The organism is Bradyrhizobium sp. Leo114, from assembly GCF_055229415.2.
Map to the genome: position 1 here is coordinate 36,553 of NZ_JBUYEN020000024.1, position 23,903 is coordinate 60,455.

At 63.3% G+C, this 23,903-nt stretch carries 21 protein-coding genes; 5 read left to right on the plus strand and 16 right to left on the minus strand.

Annotated features, from left to right (window positions below; all coding sequences use genetic code 11):
• Positions 1–2 precede the first annotated feature (2 nt).
• The 8 genes from ACZIRK_RS26680 to ACZIRK_RS26715 form a co-directional block, all read right to left on the minus strand.
• The gene (locus ACZIRK_RS26680; protein WP_130229728.1) at positions 3–851 is read right to left on the minus strand and encodes a phosphatidate cytidylyltransferase; all 849 of its coding nucleotides are present in this window, start codon (positions 849–851) and stop codon (positions 3–5) included.
• The gene (locus tag ACZIRK_RS26685) at positions 848–1,606 is read right to left on the minus strand and encodes an isoprenyl transferase (protein WP_130229727.1); all 759 of its coding nucleotides are present in this window, start codon (positions 1,604–1,606) and stop codon (positions 848–850) included. The genes ACZIRK_RS26680 and ACZIRK_RS26685 overlap by 4 nt, the downstream gene beginning before the upstream one ends.
• A 14-nt stretch (positions 1,607–1,620) precedes the next feature.
• Positions 1,621–2,184, minus strand: a complete 564-nt coding sequence (frr, locus tag ACZIRK_RS26690; RefSeq protein WP_130229726.1) for a ribosome recycling factor — start codon at positions 2,182–2,184, stop codon at positions 1,621–1,623.
• Between the two features lie 152 nt (positions 2,185–2,336).
• Positions 2,337–3,053, minus strand: a complete 717-nt coding sequence (gene pyrH, locus ACZIRK_RS26695; protein WP_028162759.1) for a UMP kinase — start codon at positions 3,051–3,053, stop codon at positions 2,337–2,339.
• Between the two features lie 66 nt (positions 3,054–3,119).
• Complete coding sequence (gene tsf, locus ACZIRK_RS26700; RefSeq protein WP_130229725.1) at positions 3,120–4,043, minus strand: translation elongation factor Ts; 924 nt, start codon at positions 4,041–4,043, stop codon at positions 3,120–3,122.
• A 126-nt stretch (positions 4,044–4,169) separates the two neighbouring features.
• Positions 4,170–5,168 (minus strand): 30S ribosomal protein S2, encoded by a 999-nt coding sequence (locus ACZIRK_RS26705; RefSeq protein ID WP_130229724.1) that lies wholly within the window; start codon positions 5,166–5,168, stop codon positions 4,170–4,172.
• Between the two features lie 333 nt (positions 5,169–5,501).
• A complete protein-coding gene (gene dnaE / locus ACZIRK_RS26710; protein ID WP_463328388.1) occupies positions 5,502–8,948 on the minus strand; it encodes a DNA polymerase III subunit alpha in 3,447 nt (1,148 codons plus the stop codon).
• 766 nt (positions 8,949–9,714) lie between these two features.
• Positions 9,715–10,461, minus strand: a complete 747-nt coding sequence (locus tag ACZIRK_RS26715) for an outer membrane protein (RefSeq protein ID WP_130226897.1) — start codon at positions 10,459–10,461, stop codon at positions 9,715–9,717.
• A gap of 304 nt (positions 10,462–10,765) precedes the next feature.
• Here ACZIRK_RS26715 and ACZIRK_RS26720 point away from each other — a divergent pair, with 304 nt between their 5' ends.
• Together ACZIRK_RS26720 and ACZIRK_RS26725 are read left to right on the plus strand one after the other, a co-directional pair.
• Positions 10,766–11,062, plus strand: coding sequence for a DUF3551 domain-containing protein (locus ACZIRK_RS26720; RefSeq protein WP_130226896.1), 297 nt, complete (start codon positions 10,766–10,768; stop codon positions 11,060–11,062).
• A 139-nt stretch (positions 11,063–11,201) separates the two neighbouring features.
• Entirely contained in the window at positions 11,202–11,495 is a 294-nt protein-coding gene (locus ACZIRK_RS26725) for a DUF3551 domain-containing protein (protein WP_130226895.1), read from the plus strand.
• Positions 11,496–11,560: 65 nt separating this feature from the next.
• On the opposite strand, the gene ACZIRK_RS26730 is transcribed toward ACZIRK_RS26725, so the two are convergent.
• The 8 genes from ACZIRK_RS26730 to ACZIRK_RS26765 form a co-directional block, all read right to left on the minus strand.
• Complete coding sequence (locus tag ACZIRK_RS26730) at positions 11,561–12,259, minus strand: ABC transporter ATP-binding protein (RefSeq protein ID WP_028162765.1); 699 nt, start codon at positions 12,257–12,259, stop codon at positions 11,561–11,563.
• Between the two features lie 8 nt (positions 12,260–12,267).
• The gene (locus tag ACZIRK_RS26735) at positions 12,268–13,548 is read right to left on the minus strand and encodes a lipoprotein-releasing ABC transporter permease subunit (RefSeq protein WP_130226894.1); all 1,281 of its coding nucleotides are present in this window, start codon (positions 13,546–13,548) and stop codon (positions 12,268–12,270) included.
• A 74-nt stretch (positions 13,549–13,622) separates the two neighbouring features.
• Positions 13,623–14,942: a proline--tRNA ligase gene (gene proS, locus ACZIRK_RS26740; RefSeq protein ID WP_130226893.1), complete on the minus strand. Its 1,320-nt coding sequence runs from the start codon at positions 14,940–14,942 to the stop codon at positions 13,623–13,625.
• Positions 14,943–15,152: 210 nt separating this feature from the next.
• Positions 15,153–15,680: a copper chaperone PCu(A)C gene (locus ACZIRK_RS26745; protein WP_130226892.1), complete on the minus strand. Its 528-nt coding sequence runs from the start codon at positions 15,678–15,680 to the stop codon at positions 15,153–15,155.
• Positions 15,681–15,711: 31 nt separating this feature from the next.
• Entirely contained in the window at positions 15,712–16,215 is a 504-nt protein-coding gene (locus tag ACZIRK_RS26750; protein ID WP_028162769.1) for a TlpA family protein disulfide reductase, read from the minus strand.
• On the minus strand, positions 16,212–17,402 hold the full coding sequence (locus tag ACZIRK_RS26755; RefSeq protein WP_130226901.1) for a sialidase/neuraminidase family protein: 1,191 nt from the start codon (positions 17,400–17,402) through the stop codon (positions 16,212–16,214). The genes ACZIRK_RS26750 and ACZIRK_RS26755 overlap by 4 nt, the downstream gene beginning before the upstream one ends.
• Before the next feature lie 32 nt (positions 17,403–17,434).
• The gene (locus ACZIRK_RS26760; RefSeq protein WP_463328389.1) at positions 17,435–19,834 is read right to left on the minus strand and encodes a TonB-dependent receptor family protein; all 2,400 of its coding nucleotides are present in this window, start codon (positions 19,832–19,834) and stop codon (positions 17,435–17,437) included.
• Between the two features lie 87 nt (positions 19,835–19,921).
• Complete coding sequence (locus ACZIRK_RS26765; RefSeq protein WP_130226890.1) at positions 19,922–20,290, minus strand: DUF2946 domain-containing protein; 369 nt, start codon at positions 20,288–20,290, stop codon at positions 19,922–19,924.
• Between the two features lie 451 nt (positions 20,291–20,741).
• Between ACZIRK_RS26765 and ACZIRK_RS26770 the strand changes: the two genes are divergently transcribed.
• The 3 genes from ACZIRK_RS26770 (at position 20,742) to ACZIRK_RS26780 (ending at position 23,897) form a co-directional block, all read left to right on the plus strand.
• The gene (locus tag ACZIRK_RS26770) at positions 20,742–21,152 is read left to right on the plus strand and encodes a globin (protein ID WP_463328390.1); all 411 of its coding nucleotides are present in this window, start codon (positions 20,742–20,744) and stop codon (positions 21,150–21,152) included.
• Between the two features lie 210 nt (positions 21,153–21,362).
• Positions 21,363–22,385, plus strand: a complete 1,023-nt coding sequence (locus ACZIRK_RS26775; RefSeq protein ID WP_130226888.1) for a sugar ABC transporter substrate-binding protein — start codon at positions 21,363–21,365, stop codon at positions 22,383–22,385.
• Positions 22,386–22,394: 9 nt separating this feature from the next.
• Positions 22,395–23,897, plus strand: a complete 1,503-nt coding sequence (locus ACZIRK_RS26780) for a sugar ABC transporter ATP-binding protein (RefSeq protein ID WP_130226887.1) — start codon at positions 22,395–22,397, stop codon at positions 23,895–23,897.
• Positions 23,898–23,903: the final 6 nt, after the last annotated feature.

Below are 23,903 nucleotides of genomic sequence, written 5' to 3' on the forward strand. Positions count from 1 at the left end.
TCTCACCAAACCATAAGACCGCGGCCGACGCCATCCGCGCCGCCCCGCAAGAAGCCAAAAATTGCGGCAACGGCAACCGCGGCGACGAAGCCGTCCAGCCGGTCCATCAGCCCGCCATGGCCGGGAATGAGATGGCTGGAATCCTTCACGCCGAACCGCCGCTTCACTGCGGACTCGAAGAGATCGCCGAACTGGGAAACCACCGAGAGCACCGCGCCCAAGACCAGCAGCGGCACAACCGCGCCGAGGCCGAACACCGCAAAACCCGCCGCGACGACGAGACTACCGACGAAGCTGCCGACCGCGCCCGCCCAGGTCTTCTTCGGGCTGACCCGTGGCCAGAGTTTTGGGCCCCCAATGCTGCGACCGGCGAAATAGCCGCCGATGTCGGTCGCCCAGACGACCAACAACACGAACAGCAGCGCCACAAAGCCTTCTTCCGGATCCTGCCGCAGCAGGACCGAGGCGACTTCCGCGACGGCGGCGTAACAAAATCCAGCGATCGTCCACCGACGTTGCTCGGATGAAATCACAGCGATCACGATCAGCCCGATCGCCAGCACCGATACCGCGGCGTCAAGCCGCCCTGCCCCGAGACAGAGCCCAGCGCCCGCCAGCGCAAGCGCACCGGCCATGGTCATGCGCAGCGTGTGTCCGGCGCCAATGACCATCAGCCATTCGACATAGAGGCCGATCGCGGCGAGCGTGACCAGAAGCGTCCAGAGAACACCGCCCGCATAGGCGATTGCAATCGCAACCGGCGCCAAGACCAGCGCCGCGATGATGCGCATCAAGAGATTGCGCGAGGACGGCTCGCTCCTTGCCGCGGGTGCGGCTTTATCTTGGGTCACGATGCGGTTTTCGCAGCCAGACCGCCGAAGCGGCGCTCGCGTCTGGCGTATTCGGCGATCGCACTTTCCAGCGCCGCCTTGTCGAAGTCCGGCCAATGGATCGGCACAAACACGAGCTCGCTATAGGCCGCCTGCCACATCAGGAAATTCGACAGCCGCTGTTCGCCGCTGGTGCGGATGATCAGATCGGGGTCGGGAATGTCGGGCGTGCCGAGATATTGCCCGAGTGTGTCGGCATCGATCGATGCGGGATCGCGCCTTCCTTCCGCCACCTCCCGCGCCAGCCGCCGCGCGGCGCCGGCGATCTCCTGGCGCGAGCCATAATTGAAGGCGACGACGAGATTGAGCTTGGTGTTTGCCCTGGTCAGCTCTTCTGCTTCGTTGAGCAGCGCGCAGATATCCGGATCGAGTCCCTCGCGCTCGCCGATGACGCGCACCCTCACCCCGTCCCGGTGCAACGTCGCCAGATCGTTGCGGATGAAGCGGCGCAACAGGCCGAAGAGATCGCCGATCTCGGTCGTCGGACGCGACCAGTTCTCCGACGAGAACGAGAAGATGGTGAGATAGAGGATGCCGAGTTCGTGCGAGGCCCGCACCACCCGGCGCAACGCCTCCACGCCGCGCCGATGTCCCTCCGCGCGCGGCAGGCCGCGTGCCGCCGCCCAGCGCCCGTTGCCGTCCATGATGATCGCCACATGCAACGGACTGCCGGTTCGATCCGGTCCGGCAGTTGCAGGTGCGGGGGCGTTCGACATTGGCGCTGTCCAAATCAAACGGTCAGGATTTCCTTTTCCTTGGCCGCCAGCAACTGATCGATCTCGGCGATCACGCCGTCGGTCGCCTTCTGCACCTCGGCGGCGAGCCGCTCCTGATCGTCCTCGGAGATCTCGTGATTCTTCTCGAGCTTCTTGACGACATCGAGCCCGTCGCGGCGGACATGGCGGACCGCCACCTTGGCCGCTTCCGCATATTTATGCGCGACCTTGACGAGTTCCTTGCGACGCTCGGCGTTGAGTTCGGGAATACGCAGCCGCAACACCTGGCCTTCGGTCGCGGGCGAGAGGCCGAGATTCGAATCGACGATCGCCTTCTCCACCGCCTTGACCATCGTCTTGTCCCAGACCTGCACCGAGAGCAGCCGCGGCTCGGGCACGCTGACGGTAGCGAGCTGGTTGAGCGGCATATGCGAGCCATAGGCCTCGACCTGGACCGGCTCCAGCATCGACGCCGCGGCACGGCCGGTACGCAGGCCGCCCAATTCGTGCTTGAGGGACTGGGTCGCACCTTGCATACGGCGCTTTACTTCGTTGATGTCAAAACCAGGCGTGGGCATGACGCTCTCCCTTCCTCTGCATCAGCGTCCGATCAGGTCGGATCGGATCACGATCTAATCACTTCGTTTGAGCATGATCTCTGCGGAAAACCGGTTTCCACTTTTCCGGATCATGCTCGAGAAACCAACCGCCTTGCCGCAACGCCCAAGCGTCAGCCGGCGACGACCGTACCGTGGCCCGTGCCGCGCAGGATGGCGCCGATCGAACCAGGCTCGGCGATCGAAAACACAATGATAGGCAGCGACGTCTCGCGGGCAAGCGCGAATGCGGTCGCGTCCATGACCTTGTAACCGCCGGCAATCGCCTGCGAATGCGTCAGGCGATCGAAACGTTTGGCCGACGGGTCCTTCTTGGGATCGGCGCTGTAGACGCCGTCGACATTGGTGGCCTTCAAGACCGCGTCCGCGCCGATCTCGGCCGCGCGCAGGACCGCGGTGGTATCGGTGGTGAAGAACGGATTGCCGGTTCCACCACCGAGCAGGATGATCTTGCCCTCGGCGAGGTATTTGTGCGCCGCACTGCGGGTGAACAATTCGGAGATTTCCGGCATCACGAAGGCTGACAGGGTGCGCGCCGGCGTGCCCTTGCGCTCGACCGCCGATTCCAGCGCGAGGCAGTTCATGACGGTCGCCAGCATGCCCATGGTGTCGCCGGTGGTGCGGGACACGCCATGGGACGACACCTGCACGCCGCGTACCATATTGCCGCCGCCGACCACGACCGCAATCTCAGTGCCGAGATGGCGCGCCGCGATCAGGTCGTCGGCGATGCGGTCGATGGTGGGCTGGTCGATGCCGAAGGATTGGCTGCCGGCGAGGTATTCGCCTGAAAGCTTGATCACCACGCGACGATAGACCGGCTCAGCCATGATGCTCCCTCATCCCGCGCAAGCAGGTTCCGGCACGATGGCGCCGGAACCGTTCGACCCACGCGGTTACTTCTTGCCGCTGGCCGCCGCGACTTCGGCTGCGAAATCGGATTCCTGCTTCTCGATTCCCTCACCAAGAGCATAGCGCACAAAACCGGCAATCTTCACCGGACCGCCGACCTTGCCCTCAGCTTCCTTGACCGCCTGCGCCACGGACTTTCCGCTATCGTGGATGAAAGCCTGCTCCAGCAGGCAGACTTCCTTGTAGAAGGTCTTCAGGCCGGACTCGACGATCTTCTCGATCACGTTCTCGGGCTTGCCCTGCTGACGGTACTTGTCGGCCAGCACATCTTTCTCGCGCCGGACGACGTCAGGATCGAGCCCGGCGGGATCGATCGCCTGCGGGTTGGCCGCGGCGACATGCATGGCGAGCTGGCGGCCGAGCAGGGCAAGCTCATCGGTCTTGCCGGCCGATTCCAGCGCCACGATCACGCCCATCTTGCCGGCGCCCTCGATGACTGCGTTGTGGACGTAGCTCGACACCACGCCCTTGCCGACCTCGAGCGAAGCCGCGCGGCGCAGCGTCATGTTCTCGCCGATGGTCGCAATCGCATCGTTGATCGCAGCCTCAACAGTGACGTCGCCGACCTTGGCCGCCTTGATCTTCTCGACGTCGGCGCCGACCTCGAGCGCGACCTGGGCGACCATCTTGACCAGGCCCTGGAATTGATCGTTGCGCGCGACGAAGTCGGTCTCGGAATTGACCTCGACGACGACGCCCTTGGTGCCCTGGGTCAGGGCGCCGATCAGGCCCTCGGCGGCAACGCGACCGGCCTTCTTGGCGGCCTTCGACAGGCCCTTCTTGCGCAGCCAGTCCTGCGCGGCCTGCATGTCGCCGGCGGCCTCGGTCAGCGCCGCCTTGCAATCCATCATTCCCGCGCCGGTCGACTCGCGCAGGTCCTTGACCATCGCTGCTGTGATCGTTGCCATCATTGAATTCCTTCTTGCCTGTGAAGCGCGGCGGCGCCCTTAGGGCGCCGCCGTCAGCGACAGGGAATGCCTTGATCTGGGAATTGAAGCGCTGGCCGGAAAGGTCCGGCCACGCGGCCGTTCAGGTTATTCCGCTTCCGCGGTAAGCGCCTTGGCCTGGGCGACCCAAGCGTCGGCACGGCTCGGCAGACCGACCTGTTCGCCGATCTTGTGGGCGGTGTCGTGATCGAGCTCGGCGAGCTGCCAGTAGTGGAAGACGCCGAGGTCATTGAGCTTCTTCTCGATGGTGCCCGACACACCGGTGAGCTTCTTGAGGTTGTCGGCAGTGCCACGCGGCCCCGGCAGACCCTGGAAGCCGGTCGTCGCCGACGGCGCCGGGAGTTCTTCCTGTTCCGGCTGGACGGAGGCGCCGATATCGATGCCGGCATCGCCCTGCGCGCGCGAGATGCCGTCGATCGCGGCCCGCGCGACCAGGTCGCAATAGAGCGAAATCGCCCGGCCGGCGTCGTCATTGCCCGGCACCACATAGGTGATGCCCTTCGGGTCCGAATTGGTGTCGACGATCGCGGCGACAGGGATGTTGAGCCGCTGCGCTTCCTGGATCGCGATGTCTTCCTTGTTGGTGTCGATCACAAAGATCATGTCGGGCAGGCCGCCCATGTCCTTGATGCCGCCGAGCGAACGGTCAAGCTTGTCGCGCTCGCGCTGCAGCGTCAGCCGTTCCTTCTTGGTGTAGGAATTGGCTTCGCCGGACGAGAGCACCTCGTCCAGATGGCGCAGCCGCTTGATCGAGGCCGAGATCGTCTTCCAGTTGGTCAGCGTGCCGCCGAGCCAGCGCGAATTGACGAAATACTGCGCCGAGCGCTTGGCCGCATCCGCGACCCCGTCCTGCGCCTGCCGCTTGGTGCCGACGAACAGGATACGGCCGCCCTTGGCGACGGTATCGCTGACCGCCTGCAACGCACGGTGCAGCATCGGCACGGTCTGGGCGAGATCGATGATATGGATGTTGTTGCGGGCGCCGAAAATGTACTCCGCCATTTTCGGGTTCCAGCGGTGGGCCTGGTGGCCAAAGTGCACGCCAGCTTCCAAAAGCTGACGCATGGTGAAATCGGGTACCGACATCGTTTTGATTCTCCGGTTGGTTCCTCCGGAAACGTGTGAGCAAGCGAGCCTTGTCGGCCCGGCTGCCACCGGACGGCCTTCTAGAGCCATGTTTCCGTGTGAGATGGCGCGCTGTATAGCGCGATTTCCGCCAGAAGCAAGGAAATATGGGCGGATTTGGGGGCGCCTGGCGGCTTTAGGCGATTGGCGACGATTCGCACGCCCATTTCCTCGACATCTCGGCGGCGACACCATTTCCCAATGGCAGCAATCACTTATCTCGGTTCAACAACCGAATCTGTGAAGAATGCAATCCGCCGCGCCGTCGGTGGCGTTGGATCCGCAATCCGGCGCTCACAGCGTTTCGACCATCTCGACGCCGGTCACCGCCTTGATTGCGCCGGCGATCTGCGGGGATACCTGGAAGCGGCCTTCGAGCTTGAATTCGACCTCGGTCTCCAGATCGAGCCGCAGCACCAGCGCGACATCGCCACCGGTGCCGTTGCCCGGCTGAAGCCGCTTGGCGATCGAGTCCAGCGGCTTGGTGTCGCGCAGGAAGATGCGCAGGCCCTTTTGCGTCTTGGCGGCTGCGGCATCGAGCGGCTCGGCATGCAGCACGCGGGCGCGGACGTCCTCGCCCTGCAGCTCGGCGCCGAGCTGCAGCAGCACGGCTGCGCCCGGCTCCAGCACGTCGCGGTATTGCGCCAATCCTTCGGAAAACAGCACCGCCTCGAAATGGCCGGTGGGATCAGACAGGCCCATGATGCCCATCTTGTTGCCGGTCTTGGTGCGCCGCTCCATGCGCGACACCACCGTTGCCGCGACCTTGCCGGCGGTCGCACCGGTTTTGACCGCGCGCGAGAACTCGGCCCAGGATTGCACGCGCAATCGCTTCAAAGCTGTGGCGTAGTCATCGAGCGGGTGACCCGAGAGGAAGAATCCGATGGCGTCGTATTCGCGTCGCAGCCGATCCGCCGGCAGCCACGGCTCGACCTGCGGCAGCACGATGCTCGGCGCGTCCGAAAGCCCGCCAAACATATCGTTCTGGCCCGATGTCGCGGCCTCATGGCTCCGCTGGCAGGCGGCGAGGATCGCATCGGCGCCGGCGAAGACGCGGGCCCGGTTCGGGTCGAGCGAATCGAAGGCGCCGGCGGCGGCGAGGCTTTCGATGATGCGCTTATTGATTGCGCGCGGGCTCACGCGCGCCGCGAAATCGGCCAGCGATGTGAAGGCCCCCTTGCGCCGCTCCTCCACGATCTGCTCGACCGCCTGCAGACCGACGCCTTTCAGCGCGGCCAATGCGTAGTAGATCGTCTTGTCGCCGACATCGAACGTTGCGCCGGAACGATTGACGTCGGGCGGCTCGACCTTGATCCCCAGCCGCTGTGCCTCGGCACGGAATTCGGAGAGCTTGTCCGTATTGTTGAGTTCGAGCGTCATCGACGCTGCCAGGAACTCCACGGGATAATGCGCCTTCATATAGGCGGTCTGATAGGAGACCAGCGCATAGGCCGCGGCGTGGCTCTTGTTGAAGCCGTAGTCGGCGAACTTGGCGAGCAGTTCGAAGATCGTCTCCGCCTGCCCTTTCGGCACGCCATTCTTGACCGCGCCGGCGACGAAGATCTCGCGCTGCTTCTCCATCTCGGCGCGAATCTTCTTGCCCATGGCGCGGCGCAACAGGTCGGCTTGGCCGAGCGTGTAGCCCGCCATCTGCTGCGCGATCTGCATCACCTGCTCCTGGTAGATGATGACGCCGAACGTCTCTTTCAGGATCGGCTCCAGGATCGGATGCAGATATTCCGGCTCTTCGTCGCCGTGCTTGCGCGCGCAATAGGTCGGGATGTTGGCCATCGGGCCGGGGCGATACAGCGCCACCAGCGCGATGATGTCCTCGAAACGGTCCGGCCGCATGTCGATCAGCGCGCGCCGCATGCCCTGGCTTTCAACCTGGAACACGCCGACCACATCGCCCCGCGCCAGCATCTGGTAACTTTCGGCATCGTCGATCGGCAGCGTCGCCAGATCGACATGCACATCGCGCTGCTTGAGCAGCCTCACGGCAACATCAAGCACCGTCAGCGTCTTCAGGCCGAGGAAGTCGAACTTCACAAGCCCCGCCGGCTCGACCCATTTCATGTTGAACTGGGTCACCGGCATGTCGGATTTGGGATCGCGGTAGAGCGGCACGAGCTCGCTCAAGGGGCGGTCGCCGATCACGATACCGGCGGCGTGGGTCGACGCGTGCCGCGTCAGACCTTCCAGGCGCTGCGCGATGTCGAAGGCGCGCGCGACCACCGGATCCTCGTCGCGGAAAGCCTGCAGCTTGGGTTCGCCCTCGATCGCCTGCGCCAGCGTCACGGGCGCGGCGGGATTTTGCGGCACCAGCTTGGTTAGCTTGTCGACCTGGCCATAGGGCATCTGCAGCACACGGCCGACGTCGCGCAGCACGCCGCGCGCCTGCAGCGTACCGAAGGTGATGATCTGCGCCACCTGGTCGCGGCCGTAGCGCTCCTGCACATAGGAGATCACCTCGCCGCGACGATCCTGGCAGAAGTCGATGTCGAAGTCCGGCATCGACACGCGTTCGGGATTGAGGAAGCGCTCGAACAGCAGCCCGAATCGGATCGGATCAAGATCGGTGATCGTCAGCGCCCAGGCAACCAGCGAGCCTGCGCCGGAGCCACGGCCCGGCCCGACCGGGATGTCGTGGGCCTTGGCCCATTTGATGAAGTCGGAGACGATCAGGAAGTAGCCCGCATAGTTCATGCGGTTGATGACGTCGATCTCGAAGGCGAGACGCTTCTGATAGTCCTCTTCCGTGATGCCCGGCGACAAGCCGTGGATCCGCAGACGCCTCGCGAGCCCCTCCTCGGCCTGGCGCATCAGCTCCGCCGCCTCCTCGCTTGCCGCATCGGAGGCCGATCCGGCGCCGACCGTGAAGCGCGGCAAGATCGGCTTGCGTGTCCTCGGCCGAAACGAGCAGCGCTCGGCGATCTCGACCGTCGACGCCAGGGCTTCCGGAATATCCGCAAACAGCACCGCCATCTCGGCGCGCGTCTTGAAGCGGTGGTCGGGCGTGAGCTGCTCGCGATCGGTCTCTGCGATCAGCCGGCCGCCGGCAATGCACAGCAGCGCATCGTGGGCCTCGTAGTCGTCGGTGCTCGCGAAATAGGGCTCGTTGGTCGCAACCAGCGGCAGCCCCTTCGTATAGGCAAGATCGATCAGGCCGGCCTCGGTGCGGCGCTCTTTGTCGATGCCGTGGCGCTGCAGCTCGATATAGAGGCGGTCGCCGAACAGGCTTGCCAGCCGGTCGCAACGCGTGGCGGCAAGGCTCGCTTGATCGGCCGCGAACGCAAGCGTGATCGGCCCGTCCGGACCGCCGGTCAGCGCGATCAGGTCCTCGGCATCGTCCGTCAGCCAGTCGAACTTGATATGCGGCAACTGGTGGACGGGCGTCTCCAGGAACGCCCGCGAGTTCAGCCGCATCAGGCTGCGATAGCCGCGTTCGCGCGCGGCGAGCAGCACGATTCGGGCCGGAGCGCCGGCCAGCACACTGCGCGAATTCGGATCGACGTCGCCGAAATCGATCGCGAGCTCACAGCCGACAATAGGCTGGATGCCATAGCCGGCCATCTTGTCGGAGAATTCCAGCGCCCCGAACATGTTGTCGGTGTCGGTCAGCGCCAGCGCCGGCTGGCGGTCCGCCTTGGCGAGCTCGCCGAGCTTGGCGATCTTGATCGAACCCTTCAGCAGCGAATAGGCCGAATGAACGTGAAGATGGACGAATCCGGCACTGGGCATGGGTGATTCGAACGGCCTTGGTTTGATGGAGGAACGCAACCGCCGGGCCTGGGCACATGGCCGCCGATCCCGACTCGCCATTCAATGGTGATGCGTCCGATCCCCGGAGTCCACGCCGAACGCGCCATCGTGATGCGGCGTCCCGCTTTTCCCCAAGGGATGGCAACCGATGGCGGCCGACGAAATCGATGCGCCCTCCTCCCACTCAGAACTGCGGAATCAACTGCGCCCAGACCGCGATCATTCCAATGAACAGCGTGATCGATGCCAGCGCCGCCGCCTCTTCGACGAAAATCTTCAACATCGGTCGTCTCCTTGATGAGAACATACGAGGAACATTGTTCCTTATTTGTTCATGGAGTCAAGGCCGAGCCGTCGGGCTGCCGCGGAGAATCGAACGCGAATGAAGCGGGTGGTTAATGCGCGGCCGCAACCGGCAAGGTCATCCGAACACTTTTTCCGGTTGGACCGTCAGCCTGTGAGCGACGTAGGGCTCCTCGCTGTAGCGCTCGAGGATTTCATTGCAGACGAGGCAACGGAATTCCCCCGGCTGACCGGGAAGCGAATCGACCTCGATGCGGCGGTAACCGGCTTCGCATCTCGGACATTGCACGTCGGATTTCAGCGGGGCGTTGGGGATGCGCCGCGATCGCGGCATTTTCGCGCCGCGCGGCGAGAATGATCAGGAGCCGATCGCAGGCAAACCAAGAAAAAAGCCCCGGGCAGATCGCCCGGGGCTGATTGTGCCGCGTTGGTTTCGCGAGGATCAGTACTTGCCGATGAGCGGAGCGCCACCGAAGCCGAACTTGTAGTTCAGGCGGACGGTGACGAGGTCGGCGTCCTGCTTGATGTCGTCGATACGCGTGACGCCGAAGCCCGGGTTGACGAAGGTGTTGCGCTCGGTGTCGAGGAACAAGTGGTTGTACTCGACGCCAGCCGACCAGCCCGGAGCGAACGCGAATTCGAGGCCTGCACCAATGCTGCCACCCCAACGGGTCTTTTCCACGCTGTCGCCGACCACACCGAGGAACAAGCCCTCATGCTTGCTGTTGACGACCGCTCCACCGCCCTTCACGTAGAGCAGGACGTTGTTCCAGGCGTAACCGACCTGGCCGGTGAACAGGCCGAAGGCGTCGATCTTGGTGCGGTTGGTGACCAACAGGGCATTGCTGGCGTTGGAGCCGCTGAAGTCGGCCCAGTTGCCCTGCGCTTCCACGCCGAACACCCAGTTGCCAGTCTGCCAGCGATAGCCGACCTGACCACCGACCGTGCCGCCGGTCGAATCATGGGAACCCTCGCCGACGGGGAAACCGAAGTCCGACACGTTGGTCCAGGTGTTGTGGCTCGAGCCCCAGCCGCCGTTGACGCCGATGTAGAAGCCGCTCCAGTCATAGATGGCGGCAACCACCGGCGGAGCCTTCGTATAAGGACGCGCAGCCAGATCCGCAGCGACCGCGGGCGCAGCGGCGCCAAGGGCGACCAAGCTCGCCGTTACAAGCAAAACCTTTTTCATTTTATTTCCCGTTCCAGATGTGACGACCCCACGGCCTTCACGCGCCTCAATAAACAGGGTTCCTCAAAATTGCTGTAACTTGGCTGCAACAGATACGGCGAAACGATTCTGACGAAAACGTGAGTTAATGTTGTATTACTTACACTTAGCCTCCGAAGATCGTACCGTCCCCCTGCCACAAAAAATTCACAGTTCGGCCTTCGCCACACTCCTTGTGTTGCATATTTGTTTGACGTCCTCTCGGTTGTACGGCTTGGATCGGGTGACGAGCGAACGAGCGACGAGCTGCGATCAAGGAGAAGAGATGCGCAACGTAATCCTGGTTTTGTCCGCGGCCGCCGCGATCGGCGCCCTTGGAACCGCGCCGGCCGCAGCGGTCGGCACGCGCTATCCATTCTGTATCCAGGGGAACGAACAGCCCGGGCTCAGCAACTGCACCTTCACCAGCTATGAGCAGTGCCAGGCAACGGCGTCCGGGCGCTTCCTGTGGTGCGTACCCAATCCCTTCTATGCCGGCGGCGGCAACGGTCCGCGGGCTTCGCGCCGGCCTCTGCCGCCGCCCCCGCCCGCAATCCCCTTCTTCGAGCCTTTCAACGATTGAGTCGGGGTGCACGTCCGCTCCGCGAAGACCATATGATCGGCGCGGGAACGTGACTTGACGGTCCCGCCCGCGAATACTCTGTTCCGAGCGGGGTTAGCGATGGGAGGACGGAATAGTCGTCCTGACGCGGGAGGAACCGATGCGCATTCCGATGTTGGCGATCCTGACGCTTGGCGCGGTCGCGGCGGCGTCATCCGCCCGCGCGCAGACTTATGACCCGAATTATCCGGTCTGCCTGCATGTCTACGGCCCCGTCACCTATTACGACTGCAGCTACACCTCGCTGCCCCAATGCGCGATGTCCGCGTCGGGCCGGGCGGCCCAGTGCGTGATCAATCCTTACGCGGCCAACGCCTACCCTCATCCTTACGCGGCCAACGCGTATGTCAACTCGTCACCGCGGCGTCACAAACGATATCGCCGGGTCTACTGAGAGACCTTTGTTTAAGCATGATCTCCGCGGAAACGCTTCGCGTTCGTCGCGAGGAGAAACGTGCTCTAATCAAGCTCGACCACCTGCCCGTTCGCCAGCGACACGCGGCGGTCCATCCGGGCGGCAAGGTCCATGTTGTGGGTCGCGATCAGCATCGCAACCCGCGTCGCCTTCACCAGTTGCATCAGCGCGTTGAAGACGTGGTCAGCAGTCTGCGGATCAAGGTTGCCGGTCGGCTCGTCGGCCAGCAGCGCCCGTGGCGCGTTCGCAACTGCCCGCGCAATGGCGACCCGCTGCTGCTCACCGCCGGAAAGCTCGGCCGGCCGATGCTTGATACGGTCTCCGAGACCAAGATAGGACAATATCTCGGTCGAGCGTTTCACGGTCTCGGAGCGTTTGAGGCCGCGGATCATCTGCGGCAGCATCACGTTCTCCAGCGCGGAGAATTCCGGCAATAGCCGGTGCGACTGGTAGACGAAGCCGATATCGGTGCGGCGAATCTGGGTGCGGTCGATATCCGACATTTGCGACGTCGGCGTGCCTCCGACGTAGACTTCGCCGTCGTCGGGGGTCTCGAGCAGACCCGCGATGTGCAGGAGCGTCGATTTGCCCGAGCCGGACGGGGCCACCAGCGCCACGGACTGTCCCGGCCACAGCGCGAGCTTGGCGCCGTCGAGAATCGTCAGCGTCGCCTCACCCTGCCGGTACTGGCGCTTGATGTCGTGGAGATAGATGACCGGCACATCTTGCGCCCCCTCCGCCATCTCAGCCCTCATTCGTAGCGCAGCGCTTCGACGGGATCGAGCCGCGCGGCCCGCCACGACGGATAAAGCGTCGCCAGGAACGACAGCGTCAGCGCCATGATGACGACGGCCGTGGTTTCGCCGAAATCGATCTCGGCCGGCAGCTTCGACAGGAAGTAGAGCGTCGGGTCGAACAATTCGGTGCTGGTGAGCCAGGACAGGAATTGCCGGATCGATTCGATGTTCATGCAGATCAGCATGCCCACGAGGAAGCCGACGATGGTGCCCACGACACCGATCGAGGCGCCCGTGATCAGGAAGATGCGCATGATCGATCCTTGCGAGGCGCCCATCGTGCGCAGGATCGCAATGTCCTGTCCCTTGTCCTTTACCAGCATGATCAGGCCGGAGACGATGTTGAGCGCCGCGACCAATACGATCATGGTCAGGATCAGGAACATCACGTTGCGCTCGACCTGCAGCGCGTTGAAGAAGGTCGAGTTGCGCTGCCGCCAGTCGACCAGGAACACTGGCCGTCCCGCGGCTTCCGTCACGGTCTTGCGAAATGTGTCGATGCGATCGGGATTGGTGGTGAATATCTCGATCGCGGTGACGTCGTTGTTGCGGTTGAAATAGGCCTGCGATTCCGCAAGCGGCATGAACACGAAACCCGAGTCATATTCGGACATGCCGATCTCGAACACCGCCGCGATCTTGTAAGGCTTGATGCGCGGCGTCGTCCCCATCGGCGTCACCGCACCGCGCGGGGCCACCAGGGTGATGCTGTCGCCAGCATGCAGCGATAGTTGATCGGCCAGGCGGCGGCCGATCGCGACCCCCTGCGCTTCGTCGAAATTCTCGAGGCTGCCCTGCTTGATGTTCTTCGCGATCGAGAACAGGTTGTTCAGATCTTCCGCCCGCATGCCGCGCACGAGCACGCCGGAGGCATTGAAGGCGGAGGACGCCAGCGCCTGGCCGTCCACCACCGGCGCCGCAAGCCGGACGCCCTGCACCTGGCTGATGCGCTCGGCGACATCCTTCCAGTCGGTGAGTGGCGATTCCAGCGGCTGGACCAGGAGATGGCCATTGAGGCCGAGGATCTTGTCGAGCAATTCCTTGCGGAAGCCGTTCATCACGGCCATCACCACGATCAGCGTGGCGACGCCGAGCATGATGCCGAGAAAGGAAAAGCCGGCAATGACGGAAATGAAACCCTCCCTGCGACGCGCCCGCAGGTAACGTCCGGACAGCAGCCACTCGAAGGGCGCGAAAGGCGGGGTGCGGACTTTTTCGGTCATGGCCTCATCCATGTGTCGATAATCCCATGATTCGGGGCCAAATGTGGCCGGACTGGCCAACCGCACGCGGTTGCGGTGGATAAACGCTACCCCGCGATCTTCACAAGCGCGTCGTCGAGCGTGAGGTTTTCGCGCGTGCCGTCGCTGCGCCGTTTGATCTCAACCTTGCCTTCGGCGAGGCCTTTCGGGCCGACCAGGACCTGCCAGGGGATGCCGATCAGGTCGGCGGCGGCGAATTTCGCGCCGGCGCGCTGATCAGTATCGTCATAGAGCACGTCGACGCCCTTGGCCTTCAAATCCGCGTAGAGCTTTTCGCAGGCCGCATCAACGGCGGCATCGCCCTGCTTCAGGTTCAGGATCGCCGCCTTGAACGGCGCAACCGCCTCCGGCCATTTGATGCCGGCATCATCGTGGCAAGCCTCGATGATGGCGCCGACCAGCCGCGAGACCCCGACGCCATAGGAGCCGCCATGGATCGGCACTTCCGCGCCATCGGGACCCGCGACCAGCGCCTTCATGGTGTCGGAATATTTGGTGCCGAAATAGAAGATCTGGCCGACCTCGATGCCACGGGTGTTGACCCGCTTCTCCGCCGGCACCTCACTTTCGAAGCGCGCAGCGTCATGGACGTCCTCGGTCGCGGCATAGACTGAGGTCCACTGCTTGATGATCGGGGTGAGGTCGCCGTCGTAGTCGACGTCATCGGGTGGAATCGGCAAATCGAGCACGTCGCTGTTGCAGAACACGCCGGACTCGCCGGTCTCCGCCAGCACGATGAATTCATGGCTCAAGTCGCCGCCGATCGGCCCGGTTTCGGCGCGCATCGGGATCGCCTTCAGCCCCATCCGCGCGAACGTGCGCAGGTAAGCCACGAACATCTTGTTGTAGGCGCGCCGCGCGCCGGCCTCGTCGAGATCGAAGGAATAGGCGTCCTTCATCAGGAACTCGCGGCCGCGCATCACCCCGAAGCGCGGGCGCTGCTCGTCACGGAACTTCCACTGGATGTGGTAGAGATTGAGCGGCAGGCTCTTGTACGACTTCACATAGGCACGGAAGATTTCCGTGATCATTTCCTCGTTGGTCGGCCCGTAAAGCAGCTCGCGCTTGTGGCGGTCGGTGATGCGCAGCATTTCCGGACCGTAGGCATCGTACCGGCCGCTCTCGCGCCAGAGGTCGGCGAGTTGCAGGGTCGGCATCATCAGTTCCAGCGCGCCGGCGCGGTCCTGCTCCTCGCGCACGATCTGCTCGATCTTCTGCAGGACCTTGAAGCCGAGCGGCAGCCAGGCATAGATGCCCGCGGCCTCCTGCCGGATCATGCCGGCGCGCAGCATCAGGCGATGCGAGACGATCTCCGCCTCTTTCGGGTTTTCTTTCAGGATAGGCAGGAAAAACCGCGACAATCGCATGGGCGCACTCAGGAATCAGTTGAGGAGGCAAGAGAAACGCAGTGAAACCGGATCGGGTGCGAAAACACAAGGCCGGCAATTGCGAAAAAGCCGCCAAATAAGCCGATTTGCGGGCGTTGCGCCGATTTGTAATGAGATCGCCGGGGGTGGGTAAAGCGAACCTTACCAGCCGTTCACACTAAATCTGGCCCACCCCACGGCTCCATTGCCTCACTTGCTGCCGGAATGATCGTGCGACTTCTTCATTTCCATGTGGCCGCCCTGATCGCCGCCCGGCGCCTGTGCGCCGACGGCCTGCACATCGAGCGACAGCGTCACCTTGCCCGCCTTCTCGAATTCGAGCGTGACCGGCACCTTGTCGCCCTGCTTCAGCGGCTGCTTCAGGTCGAACATCATCAGATGATAGCCGCCGGGCGCGAGCTTCACGGTCTTGCCGGGCTCGATCGCGAGGCCCTTGTCCAGCGGCCGCATCTTCATCACGCCGTTCTCCGTCGCCATCTCGTGCACCTCGAGCTTGCCGGCGATGTCGCCGGAGGCCCCCACCAGCCGGTCCGGTGACGAGCCCTTGTTCTCGATCGTGAGATAGCCGCCAGCGACCTTCGCGCCGCTCGGCGTCGCCCGGCTCCAGGCCTGGCTGATGACGAGATCGCCGGCCTTGATGTCTTCGGCCTGCGCCGGGGCACCGAACAAGACGGCCAGCAGAGGAGCGAGCGCAATGATGGAAGAGAGTTTCTTCATGTTGTTCTATCCCGTATTTCAGATTGACTTGTTATCTTGATCCCGTCGTCGCGGCCTGTCCTTGTGCCCATTTGTCGAGCTCCGGCATCTCGGCCGCTCCCTCGATGGTGGTGACTGCGCCGCCGCGCGCGATCAGCATCGTGCGCGGAATATCGCCCTGCCAGGCCGGATCGATTTCAAATCGCAGCCGATCGGCAAAGCCATCGCTGAACATCCAGTTCTCGGCCGCGGAGAGCCCGGCTTTCTGCAGCATCGATTGCGTCGCCTCCGGGAGGTTGGGCACCAGGTCCGCACTGATCGTGACCACATCGATTCCAGGATGGTCCTTCATGAACTTGCCGAGCTGGGGCAACTCGACCTTGCACGGACCACAGGTCACGCCCCAGAAATGAACCAGGGTCGGACGACCGGCGTGTGAACGCAGAATTTGCTGCCAGCTTCCGCGTTCGAATGACTTGAGCTCGGCGTCATCCGCGGTTGCTGCGGCGGAAAGCGTCCCCAACAGAAATGCTGCGGCAAGCAGTTCGCGTTTCATGGCTGTCTCTCGATTGGTTGGAAACGATATCCATCGGCCTTCGTCATCCAGGAGAGATAGACTCTCCGGCTGTCCGAGACGAGCAGCGGATGGTCGGAATTGTCGGTCGTGCTGGCGATCACCCTGGATGTCGACCAGGTCGCTCCATCATCTTGTGACGTCATCAGCTTCACCTCGGTCTTCTCGCCGTCGAACTCCTTCCAGACCATCACAAGCCCTTCCGGTCCGGCGATGACCTGCGGCCGCGACGGGCTTCGGCTGGGCTCGCCGATCGGCAGCGGATTCGAGAAGGTTTTTCCGCCGTCGGTCGAGCGCGCATAGAAGAGCCCCTTGCGCGCCTTGCCGTTCGTGTACCAGGCGACATGATAGGTTCCATTCGGCGAGATTGACAGGCTCGGTCCGTGGTGCGGACAGGCCGCGATCTGCCAGTCATCCCGGCTGACGCGATGGACCTCTCCCGGCGATACCGGATCTGCGAAGGTGACGACAGCATGATCGCGGACACCGCCTTCAAAGATGTTCCTGAATACGATGACCGGGCGGCCGCTACCATCCAGGGCCAGGCCGAGGCGACAACATTCGCAGGTGTTGTCGGCGACGAGCTGCGCGTCGGAGTAAGTCGAACCGCCGTCCTTCGATGTCGCGAAGAACAGGCCCGCGCCATCATAGGGCTTGCCGTTCTGCCGCGCCGGCACGCGGTTGCGCTTGTCGAGCCAGGCCGCGAACGCGGTGCCATCAGGCTCCAAGGCAATGGCCTCGAAGCGCTGGCTCTCGTTATCAGCGGTGATCGGGCGCAACGGAGCAAAGCTCTTGCCGCCATCGGTCGATTGCGTCGCGAGCACCTGACCGTTGAAGGCCTTGTCCCTGAAGATCGAGAACGCCAGCACAATCCGTCCCTTGCCATCGATGGCGATCTTCGGACGGGCGTCCGGTCCCCAATCCAGATTTAAGCTCTCGCGCGTGACCTGTACCGGCGAGGAGAAGGTCTTTCCGTCGTCCTTCGAACTTGCAACGGAGATCTGGCCGCCGGCCATCCACACCAGCCAAAGCGTGCCGTCGGCACCGAACGCGGGCGTGACCTTGCTTGCACAGCGCAGGAGCGTTTCCTCGCACGCGGCTTCCGATGCGTGCTGATGGTTCATCTGCGCGAATGCACCGCCGTGCCAAAGCGTGGAGACCGCCGCCATGGCAGCAGCGCCAAGGATAGCTCTGAGATCCCTCATGACAACGCGAACGCTAGTTTCATGCCGGCCACAAACGTTCTTGGCGCTCCGGCATAGATCGAGCCGGTGGTGTTGGCCAGCACGCTCGCGGGGTTTTGAATGCCCGCCGCCGTTACCGTGTCACCAATGTTGTTGGCGGAAGCCACATATGTGCGGTCAAAGACGTTCCGCACCTCGAGGTAGAAGTTGACCGCCTTGAAGTAGTCCGAGACCAGGTCGGTGCCATAGTGGACATTGAGGTTGACCAGCTCATAGCCGGGCGCCTTCAGGAGGTTGGCGTTGTCCATGTAGAAGGAGTCCTTCCACTGCACTTCCACGAACGCGCCGAGCCCTCGCAGCGGCCCAGACAACTGGTCGTAGGAAAGCCGTGCGGTCAACTCGTTCGGCGAGATGCCCGGGATCTTGTTGCCCGCGCGGTTGAAGCCGAACACCGCACCATTGGTGATGTTCTCGATGTACTCCGTGTAGATCTCATCGAGATAGGTGTAGGCCGCCGTCAGCCGCCAGCCCGAATAGAAACGCCAGTCGACGGCAAGCTCCACGCCGCGATGCTCGGATCGCGGTGCATTGAACGTATAGCTCGCATTGGGTGCTCCGACCGGCGTTGCCTGCGTCACCAGTTCGTCCTTGAAGAACTCGTAGAAACCGGTGGCGCTCAGCCTGAGCGCGCTGTTCGGTGTCCAGTCGAAGCCCAGATCATAGCCGAGATTTTTCTGGGCCTGCAGCCCTGTATTGTTGCCGTTCTGGCCGTTCGGCAGCACGAAGAGATTGCTGACCTGCGGCGTCCCGTAGCCGGTCGCCACCCTGCCGCGGAATTGCCACTCGCTGTTCAGCCGGTAGAGAAGCGCAAGCTCCGGCGCGGTGTTCTGGAATTGCCGATCGGCGGTCGTCACCATCGTCGTCGTGATCGGTATCGGCCCCGTATAAGTGTACGCCGTGTTCCTTCCCTTGAGGTTGGTCGTTTCCCAGCCAATGCCCGCAATCGCCGTGAGCTGCGGGTTGAGCTTGAGTTCCTGGCGCGCGCGAACGCCGTAGTTGGATGTATCGCTATAGAGATTGCTGGATAGCGCGCCGAGCGTGGCATTGCCGCCCGGCGCGACATTGCGCGTGTCGCTGGAGGCGACGAGCGTGTTGTACCAACCCCCGAAATAGGTGGTCGATTCCATGCCAAGGATCTCGCCGCGCCGCGTGACGTCGCTCATATAATTGTAGGACGGGAAGTCGCCGATCGCGCTGGTCGCCCCGGTGGGCTGGTTGATGTTGCGGTCGTCGAACACGAACTGGTTGCGCCAGGTGGTCTGGTTGTCGAAATCGTGCTCCCAGCGGCCGCCGACGATGGTGCGGCGATCGTTGCGACCGAGGCCTGCCTGCAGCGCAGTCTCCCTGTCGATTCCTCCCGCTGCGTTGAAGCCATTGTTGAACAGCGGCACCGTTGCGCAGCCAAGCGCGGCCGTGGCTCCGGTGACGCAGCCCCGCTGGAACGGGTTTTGGTCATATTGATTCAACGACAGCCGGATCGGCAGCCGCGCGCTCAAGTCGTTGTTGATGAACTTGACGGTGAAGCGGTCATCGGGCGTGGCCTGCAGCGTGCCGAGGAAATTCACCGTCTGGGTGTTGAACCAGCTATTGGTGATGTAACCGTCGCCGCGCGCATCGCTCGCAAACAGCGAGCCCTCGAAATTGCCGACCTTCTTGCCCGCAGCCAGATAGTTGTTCAGGTAACCGAAGCTGCCGCCGTCGACGCCGTATTCGACACCGTCGATCGTACCGCCCGGCCGCGTCCGGAAATTCAGCGCGCCGCCGGTTGCGTAGTTGCCGTAGAGCGCCGAGGACGGTCCACGGATCACGTCGATCGCGCCATAGGCGTGCGGATCGATCAGGTCGCTGCGCGACAGTCCGTCCGGCTGGGTGACCGGAAAACCGTCCTCGAAGATGACGAGGTTGCGAATCCCGAAGCCGTTGCGGGCATTCGATCCGCGGATCGAAATGCCGACGTCGCGCGGCCCGTTGCCCTGCTTGATCGAGATGCCGGGGCTCTCTCGCAGCACGTCTCCGACCGAAAACGCCGGCCGATTGTCGAACTGACTGCGGTCGACGGTGGTTTGAGTTTGGCCACTGGGAGCCTGGTTCAGCCCGTCGCGCAGAACCGTGGGCGTGACGTCGCGCTGCACCACGACGGTCGGGATGGCGGTGGTCCTTGGCGGCGTCACCCGCGGCCGGGCGGCGAGCGTGCGTCCCGCCGGCTTCGGTTTCGCCGGCTTGGCGCGGGCTTCTCGGGGAGCCTCCACGTTGACCGGCGGCAAGGCGGTTTGCGCCGTAGCCGGTGATGGATCGGTGGCGAGCATGGCACCGAGCACCATTGTGCCGGCACCGCTCAGGTAAGCGAGGCGTAACATTGAGAAATTCCTGACACCGGCTCTGCGGCCGGCTTGATGGACGACGTCAACCGGCGCAGCGAAGGCCTAACCGGCAGCGAACGGCAGTCAGGAAATCGATGGTGGGGCGCGCGCCTGCGCGTGGGAGCGTGCCCGGACATCCGCCAGACGGGAGACGAAATCGAGCCATGCCACCTGTTCGGGCGACCGCTCGATAACGCCGGCGGTCATCTCGGGTGGATCGACCGGAGTGCCGGTCTGCAGCACATTACAGATCGAGCAGCAGCCGTCGCGGACGTGCGGCCCGCCCGGGTCGGTTTCGCCGGAAGCGGCGCTGTTGTCATGGCAGATGATGGCGGCGGCCAGCGGATCGGAGGCGGCGATTCCGGCCGCCCAACAGGCCGCGATCGGCGCAAAGATTTGCACCATCAGCGCAATCAGGAAAACGGGCAGAAAATTCTTCAGCCGCCGGCGCATCGCAAAACCCATCCGATGGCGGAAGTAATCACTGCGCCGGGCCGGAGTCGAGAGCCGAAACGCCGCCTTTTTGTCCCGGCACAAGGAATAATCGGGTCCGGATCGGCACCCTCTTACCCCCTACTTTCGTACCCCGTGACGGGTCTTAAACGCGGATTTACAACCGATAGTGGCGAAATCCCAATCATTTCGCAAATTGCTCGAATTTTGAACAATCGTTGCTGAAATTGATGACAAAACAAAAAAGATGGTCTACCAATTCAGGCTCAGGCCAGCCACAGGGCGGACGGTCTGGTGGTCCAAGTCTCGGGAGGAGCCCGGCGCGCAGAAGCAGCGTCACCCCATCAATCAAGATCAAATCCGAATTTTTGGGGAAATAGGGTCGACACAATTCCTCGAGCAGGGCTAGGAGCCCTGCTCTTTTTTCTTTGGGCCATCGCGATCGCTGATCATGTCATCGGCAAATCCGATCGAGCGCAGCTTCGAACTTGCGGCGGCGCGCTGCGATGATCTGACACCGCTGATCTATCGTCGCTTGTTCGAAGCGCATCCCGAAACCGTCGCAATGTTTCGCACCGAAGGCAGTGAGCTCGTCAAAGGCTCGATGCTGGCGCTGACGATCGAAGCGATTCTCGATTTCGCCGGCGAGCGGCGCGGCAACTTCCGGATGATCGAATGCGAGGTCGCCTCGCACGATGCTTACGGCACGCCCCGAGATTTATTCGTCGCGTTCTTCGCCGTGATCGCGGGCACGCTCCAGGAAATTCTTGGTGTGGAGTGGACAGCCGAGATCGATGCTGCGTGGCAAAAACTGCTGCGCGACATCGAAACGATCGTGATGCCGGATGTCGCTAAAGCATGATCCGGAAAAGTGGGTACCGGTTTTCCGAACAGATCATGCTCAAACAAAGAGCTAAAGCGGGACGACGATTCGAAGAAGCGTCGTCTCGCTTTAGCAGCCGCGGAATCGGAACCGTTGGCATGAACGCTCCGATTGTGACAGACTTTCCCTGATCCGCGGCGCGCGCAACAGACGCCGACGGCGCCAAGAACAGACATCAGGGAGCGTGCGATGCCAACGAAGGACACATCTTCAAGGACCAGGCGCGATCTTCTTCAGACGGCGGCAGCCGGCGGCGCAGCAGCCGCGCTGCTCGGCGGGATTGGCGTGAGCCCCGCGCTCGCGGCGGAAGTGGGACGTTCCGAGAAACCGCTGAAGGCTGCATTCTCCAACGCCGGCCTGCAGGCCACCTGGTGCGCGCAAGGCAAACAGGCGGCCGAATATTGGGGCAAGCTCTTCAACGTCGAGGTCACATGGTTCGACGGCCAGCTCGATGCGGTCAAGCAGCGCGCCGCGATCGACAATATGGCGTCGCAAAAATGGGACTTCGTCGCCATCCAGGCGTTCGGCATCGGCACGCTGACCCAGCCGGTGCAGAAGATGATTGACGCCGGCATTCCCGTCATCGACATGGATACGCTGATCGCTCCGCTCGATCAGATCAACGTCCATTCCTTCCTCGCCCCGGACAATGAATTCATGGGGTCCTCGGTGACGCAGGCGCTCGTCAACGCCATCGGCGGCAAGGGCAAGATCATCATGACGCAAGGCGCACTCGGCCATACCGGCGCGCAGGGCCGCGCCAAGGGCTTCAACGCAGTCGTGAAGCAGTATCCGAACATCGAGGTGCTCGACACCCAGCCGGCCGATTGGGATGTCTCCAAGACCGCGCGTCTGTGGGAGACCTATCTCACCAAATACCCGCAGATCGACGCCGCCTTCTTCCACAATGACGACATGGCGCTCGCCGCCTACAACATCATGAAGGCGCGCAACCGCACCAACATCCTGATCGGCGGGGTCGACGCCATGCCACCGGCGATCCAGGCGGTGAGCGAAGGCCGCATGTTCGCGACCGTCCGTAATCCATCGTGCCGCATCCACGGCGGCGCCATCATCGCGGGCGTCGCCGCGGTGACCGCGGGCGAGAAGAGCGGACAGGGCATTCCAAAGAGCGTGGTGACCGACGGTCCGGTGGTAACCAAAGCCAATGCCGCTGGCATGCAATGGATGGAGGATCATTTTCTGATCTGAGCCGCCCGCATGCCACAGGGACGCTCACCGATCCTCGAATTGAAGGAGATCACGAAGGCTTTCGGCGGTGTCGAAGCGCTTCGTGGGGTCGACTTCGCGCTTTACGCCGGCGAGATCCACGGTCTCGTCGGCGAAAACGGCGCTGGAAAGAGCACGCTGATGAAAATCATCGCCGGCGTGCATCCGGAATTCTCCGGCCGCTTCGTACTCGACGGACGCCAGACCCGTTTCCGCAGGGCGAGCGATGCGCATGCAGCCGGTGTCGCCATGGTGCATCAGGAACTCAGCGTCGCGCCCGATCTTTCCGTTGCCGAGAACGTCTTTCTCGGGGCGCAGCCGACCAACCGTTTCGGTATCGTTCAGTGGCGGAGAATGGCGCGCGAGGCGGGCGAGCAGCTTGCGCGTTTCGGCATCGACGTCGATCCGATGACGCGGCTGGGCGATCTGCCGATCGGCCTGCAGCAACTGATCGAGATCGCGCGCGTGCTATTCTCCGGCGCCCGCATCGTCATCCTGGACGAGCCAACCTCGGCGCTCTCCCCGCCCGAGGTCGAGCGGTTGTTCGCGACTTTGCGACGGCTGCGCGACGAGGGCACCGGCATCGTCTTCATCTCCCATTTCATCGAGGACATCCTGCGCATTTCCGACACCGTGACGGTGTTCCGCAATGGGCGGAAGGTCCACGAAACCGAAGCCGCCGCGACCAGCAAGGCCGCACTGATCGAAGCGATGATCGGCAAGGGCCGCGAGGCGCTGGAAGAGACCTATGCGCATGACATCACGCTGCCGCCGCGCGGTGACCGTCCAGTGGTCTTGAAAGCCGACGCACTGTCGCTCGCCCGCAGCGTCCAGGACGTCTCGTTCGACGTGCGCGCCGGCGAAGTGCTCGGCATCTACGGCTTCATGGGATGCGGCCAGTTGGAATTGGCGCGCGTCCTGTTTGGCAAGATCAAGCCCGACAGCGGCACGGTGGTCATCGACGACAACCGCACAGCCTTCCGCAGCACGGCCGCGGCCCGGCGCGCCGGAATCGCCTTTGTCCCCGAGAGCCGACGCGCGATGCTGTTTCACCAGGAGCCGGTCTACAAGAACATCTCGATCAGCGTGCTCGACCGTATATCTGCACTTCTGCTCAAGCCGTCGCGCGAGCGCTCGATTGCCGCCCGGCAGGTCGAGCAATTGCAGATCCGCCCGGCGGCGGTTGAGCTCGACCTCGGGATGCTCTCGGGCGGCAATCAGCAGAAGGTGGCGCTGGCAAAGTGGCTGAGCTATCCGCCGCGGGTGCTGGTGCTGTGTGAGCCGACCCGCGGCATGGATGTCGGCGCCAAGAACGATGTCATCAACATCGTCCGCGAGCTCAGCGCCAAAGGGCTCGCCGTCATCGTGCTCTCGACCGAACCGGAGACGGTGTTGTCGCTTGCCGATCGCATCATCGTCATGAAACGCGGCGCGGTGGTGCGCGAATTTGCGGGTGAGGTGGTCAGCAAGGACCGCCTGCTCGAGGCGGCCTAACGGAGA

What these genes read in the sequence shown, in the direction of transcription:
- ACZIRK_RS26685 (WP_130229727.1), bottom strand. Translation starts at nt 1,606, where the DNA reads ATGTCGAACGCCCCCGCACCTGCAACTGCCGGACCGGATCGAACCGGC.
- frr (WP_130229726.1), bottom strand. Translation starts at nt 2,184, where the DNA reads ATGCCCACGCCTGGTTTTGACATCAACGAAGTAAAGCGCCGTATGCAA.
- pyrH (WP_028162759.1), bottom strand. Translation starts at nt 3,053, where the DNA reads ATGGCTGAGCCGGTCTATCGTCGCGTGGTGATCAAGCTTTCAGGCGAA.
- tsf (WP_130229725.1), bottom strand. Translation starts at nt 4,043, where the DNA reads ATGGCAACGATCACAGCAGCGATGGTCAAGGACCTGCGCGAGTCGACC.
- ACZIRK_RS26705 (WP_130229724.1), bottom strand. Translation starts at nt 5,168, where the DNA reads ATGTCGGTACCCGATTTCACCATGCGTCAGCTTTTGGAAGCTGGCGTG.
- dnaE (WP_463328388.1), bottom strand. Translation starts at nt 8,948, where the DNA reads ATGCCCAGTGCCGGATTCGTCCATCTTCACGTTCATTCGGCCTATTCG.
- ACZIRK_RS26715 (WP_130226897.1), bottom strand. Translation starts at nt 10,461, where the DNA reads ATGAAAAAGGTTTTGCTTGTAACGGCGAGCTTGGTCGCCCTTGGCGCC.
- ACZIRK_RS26720 (WP_130226896.1), top strand. Translation starts at nt 10,766, where the DNA reads ATGCGCAACGTAATCCTGGTTTTGTCCGCGGCCGCCGCGATCGGCGCC.
- ACZIRK_RS26725 (WP_130226895.1), top strand. Translation starts at nt 11,202, where the DNA reads ATGCGCATTCCGATGTTGGCGATCCTGACGCTTGGCGCGGTCGCGGCG.
- ACZIRK_RS26730 (WP_028162765.1), bottom strand. Translation starts at nt 12,259, where the DNA reads ATGGCGGAGGGGGCGCAAGATGTGCCGGTCATCTATCTCCACGACATC.
- ACZIRK_RS26735 (WP_130226894.1), bottom strand. Translation starts at nt 13,548, where the DNA reads ATGGATGAGGCCATGACCGAAAAAGTCCGCACCCCGCCTTTCGCGCCC.
- proS (WP_130226893.1), bottom strand. Translation starts at nt 14,942, where the DNA reads ATGCGATTGTCGCGGTTTTTCCTGCCTATCCTGAAAGAAAACCCGAAA.
- ACZIRK_RS26745 (WP_130226892.1), bottom strand. Translation starts at nt 15,680, where the DNA reads ATGAAGAAACTCTCTTCCATCATTGCGCTCGCTCCTCTGCTGGCCGTC.
- ACZIRK_RS26750 (WP_028162769.1), bottom strand. Translation starts at nt 16,215, where the DNA reads ATGAAACGCGAACTGCTTGCCGCAGCATTTCTGTTGGGGACGCTTTCC.
- ACZIRK_RS26755 (WP_130226901.1), bottom strand. Translation starts at nt 17,402, where the DNA reads ATGGCGGCGGTCTCCACGCTTTGGCACGGCGGTGCATTCGCGCAGATG.
- ACZIRK_RS26760 (WP_463328389.1), bottom strand. Translation starts at nt 19,834, where the DNA reads ATGTTACGCCTCGCTTACCTGAGCGGTGCCGGCACAATGGTGCTCGGT.
- ACZIRK_RS26765 (WP_130226890.1), bottom strand. Translation starts at nt 20,290, where the DNA reads ATGCGCCGGCGGCTGAAGAATTTTCTGCCCGTTTTCCTGATTGCGCTG.
- ACZIRK_RS26770 (WP_463328390.1), top strand. Translation starts at nt 20,742, where the DNA reads ATGTCATCGGCAAATCCGATCGAGCGCAGCTTCGAACTTGCGGCGGCG.
- ACZIRK_RS26775 (WP_130226888.1), top strand. Translation starts at nt 21,363, where the DNA reads ATGCCAACGAAGGACACATCTTCAAGGACCAGGCGCGATCTTCTTCAG.
- ACZIRK_RS26780 (WP_130226887.1), top strand. Translation starts at nt 22,395, where the DNA reads ATGCCACAGGGACGCTCACCGATCCTCGAATTGAAGGAGATCACGAAG.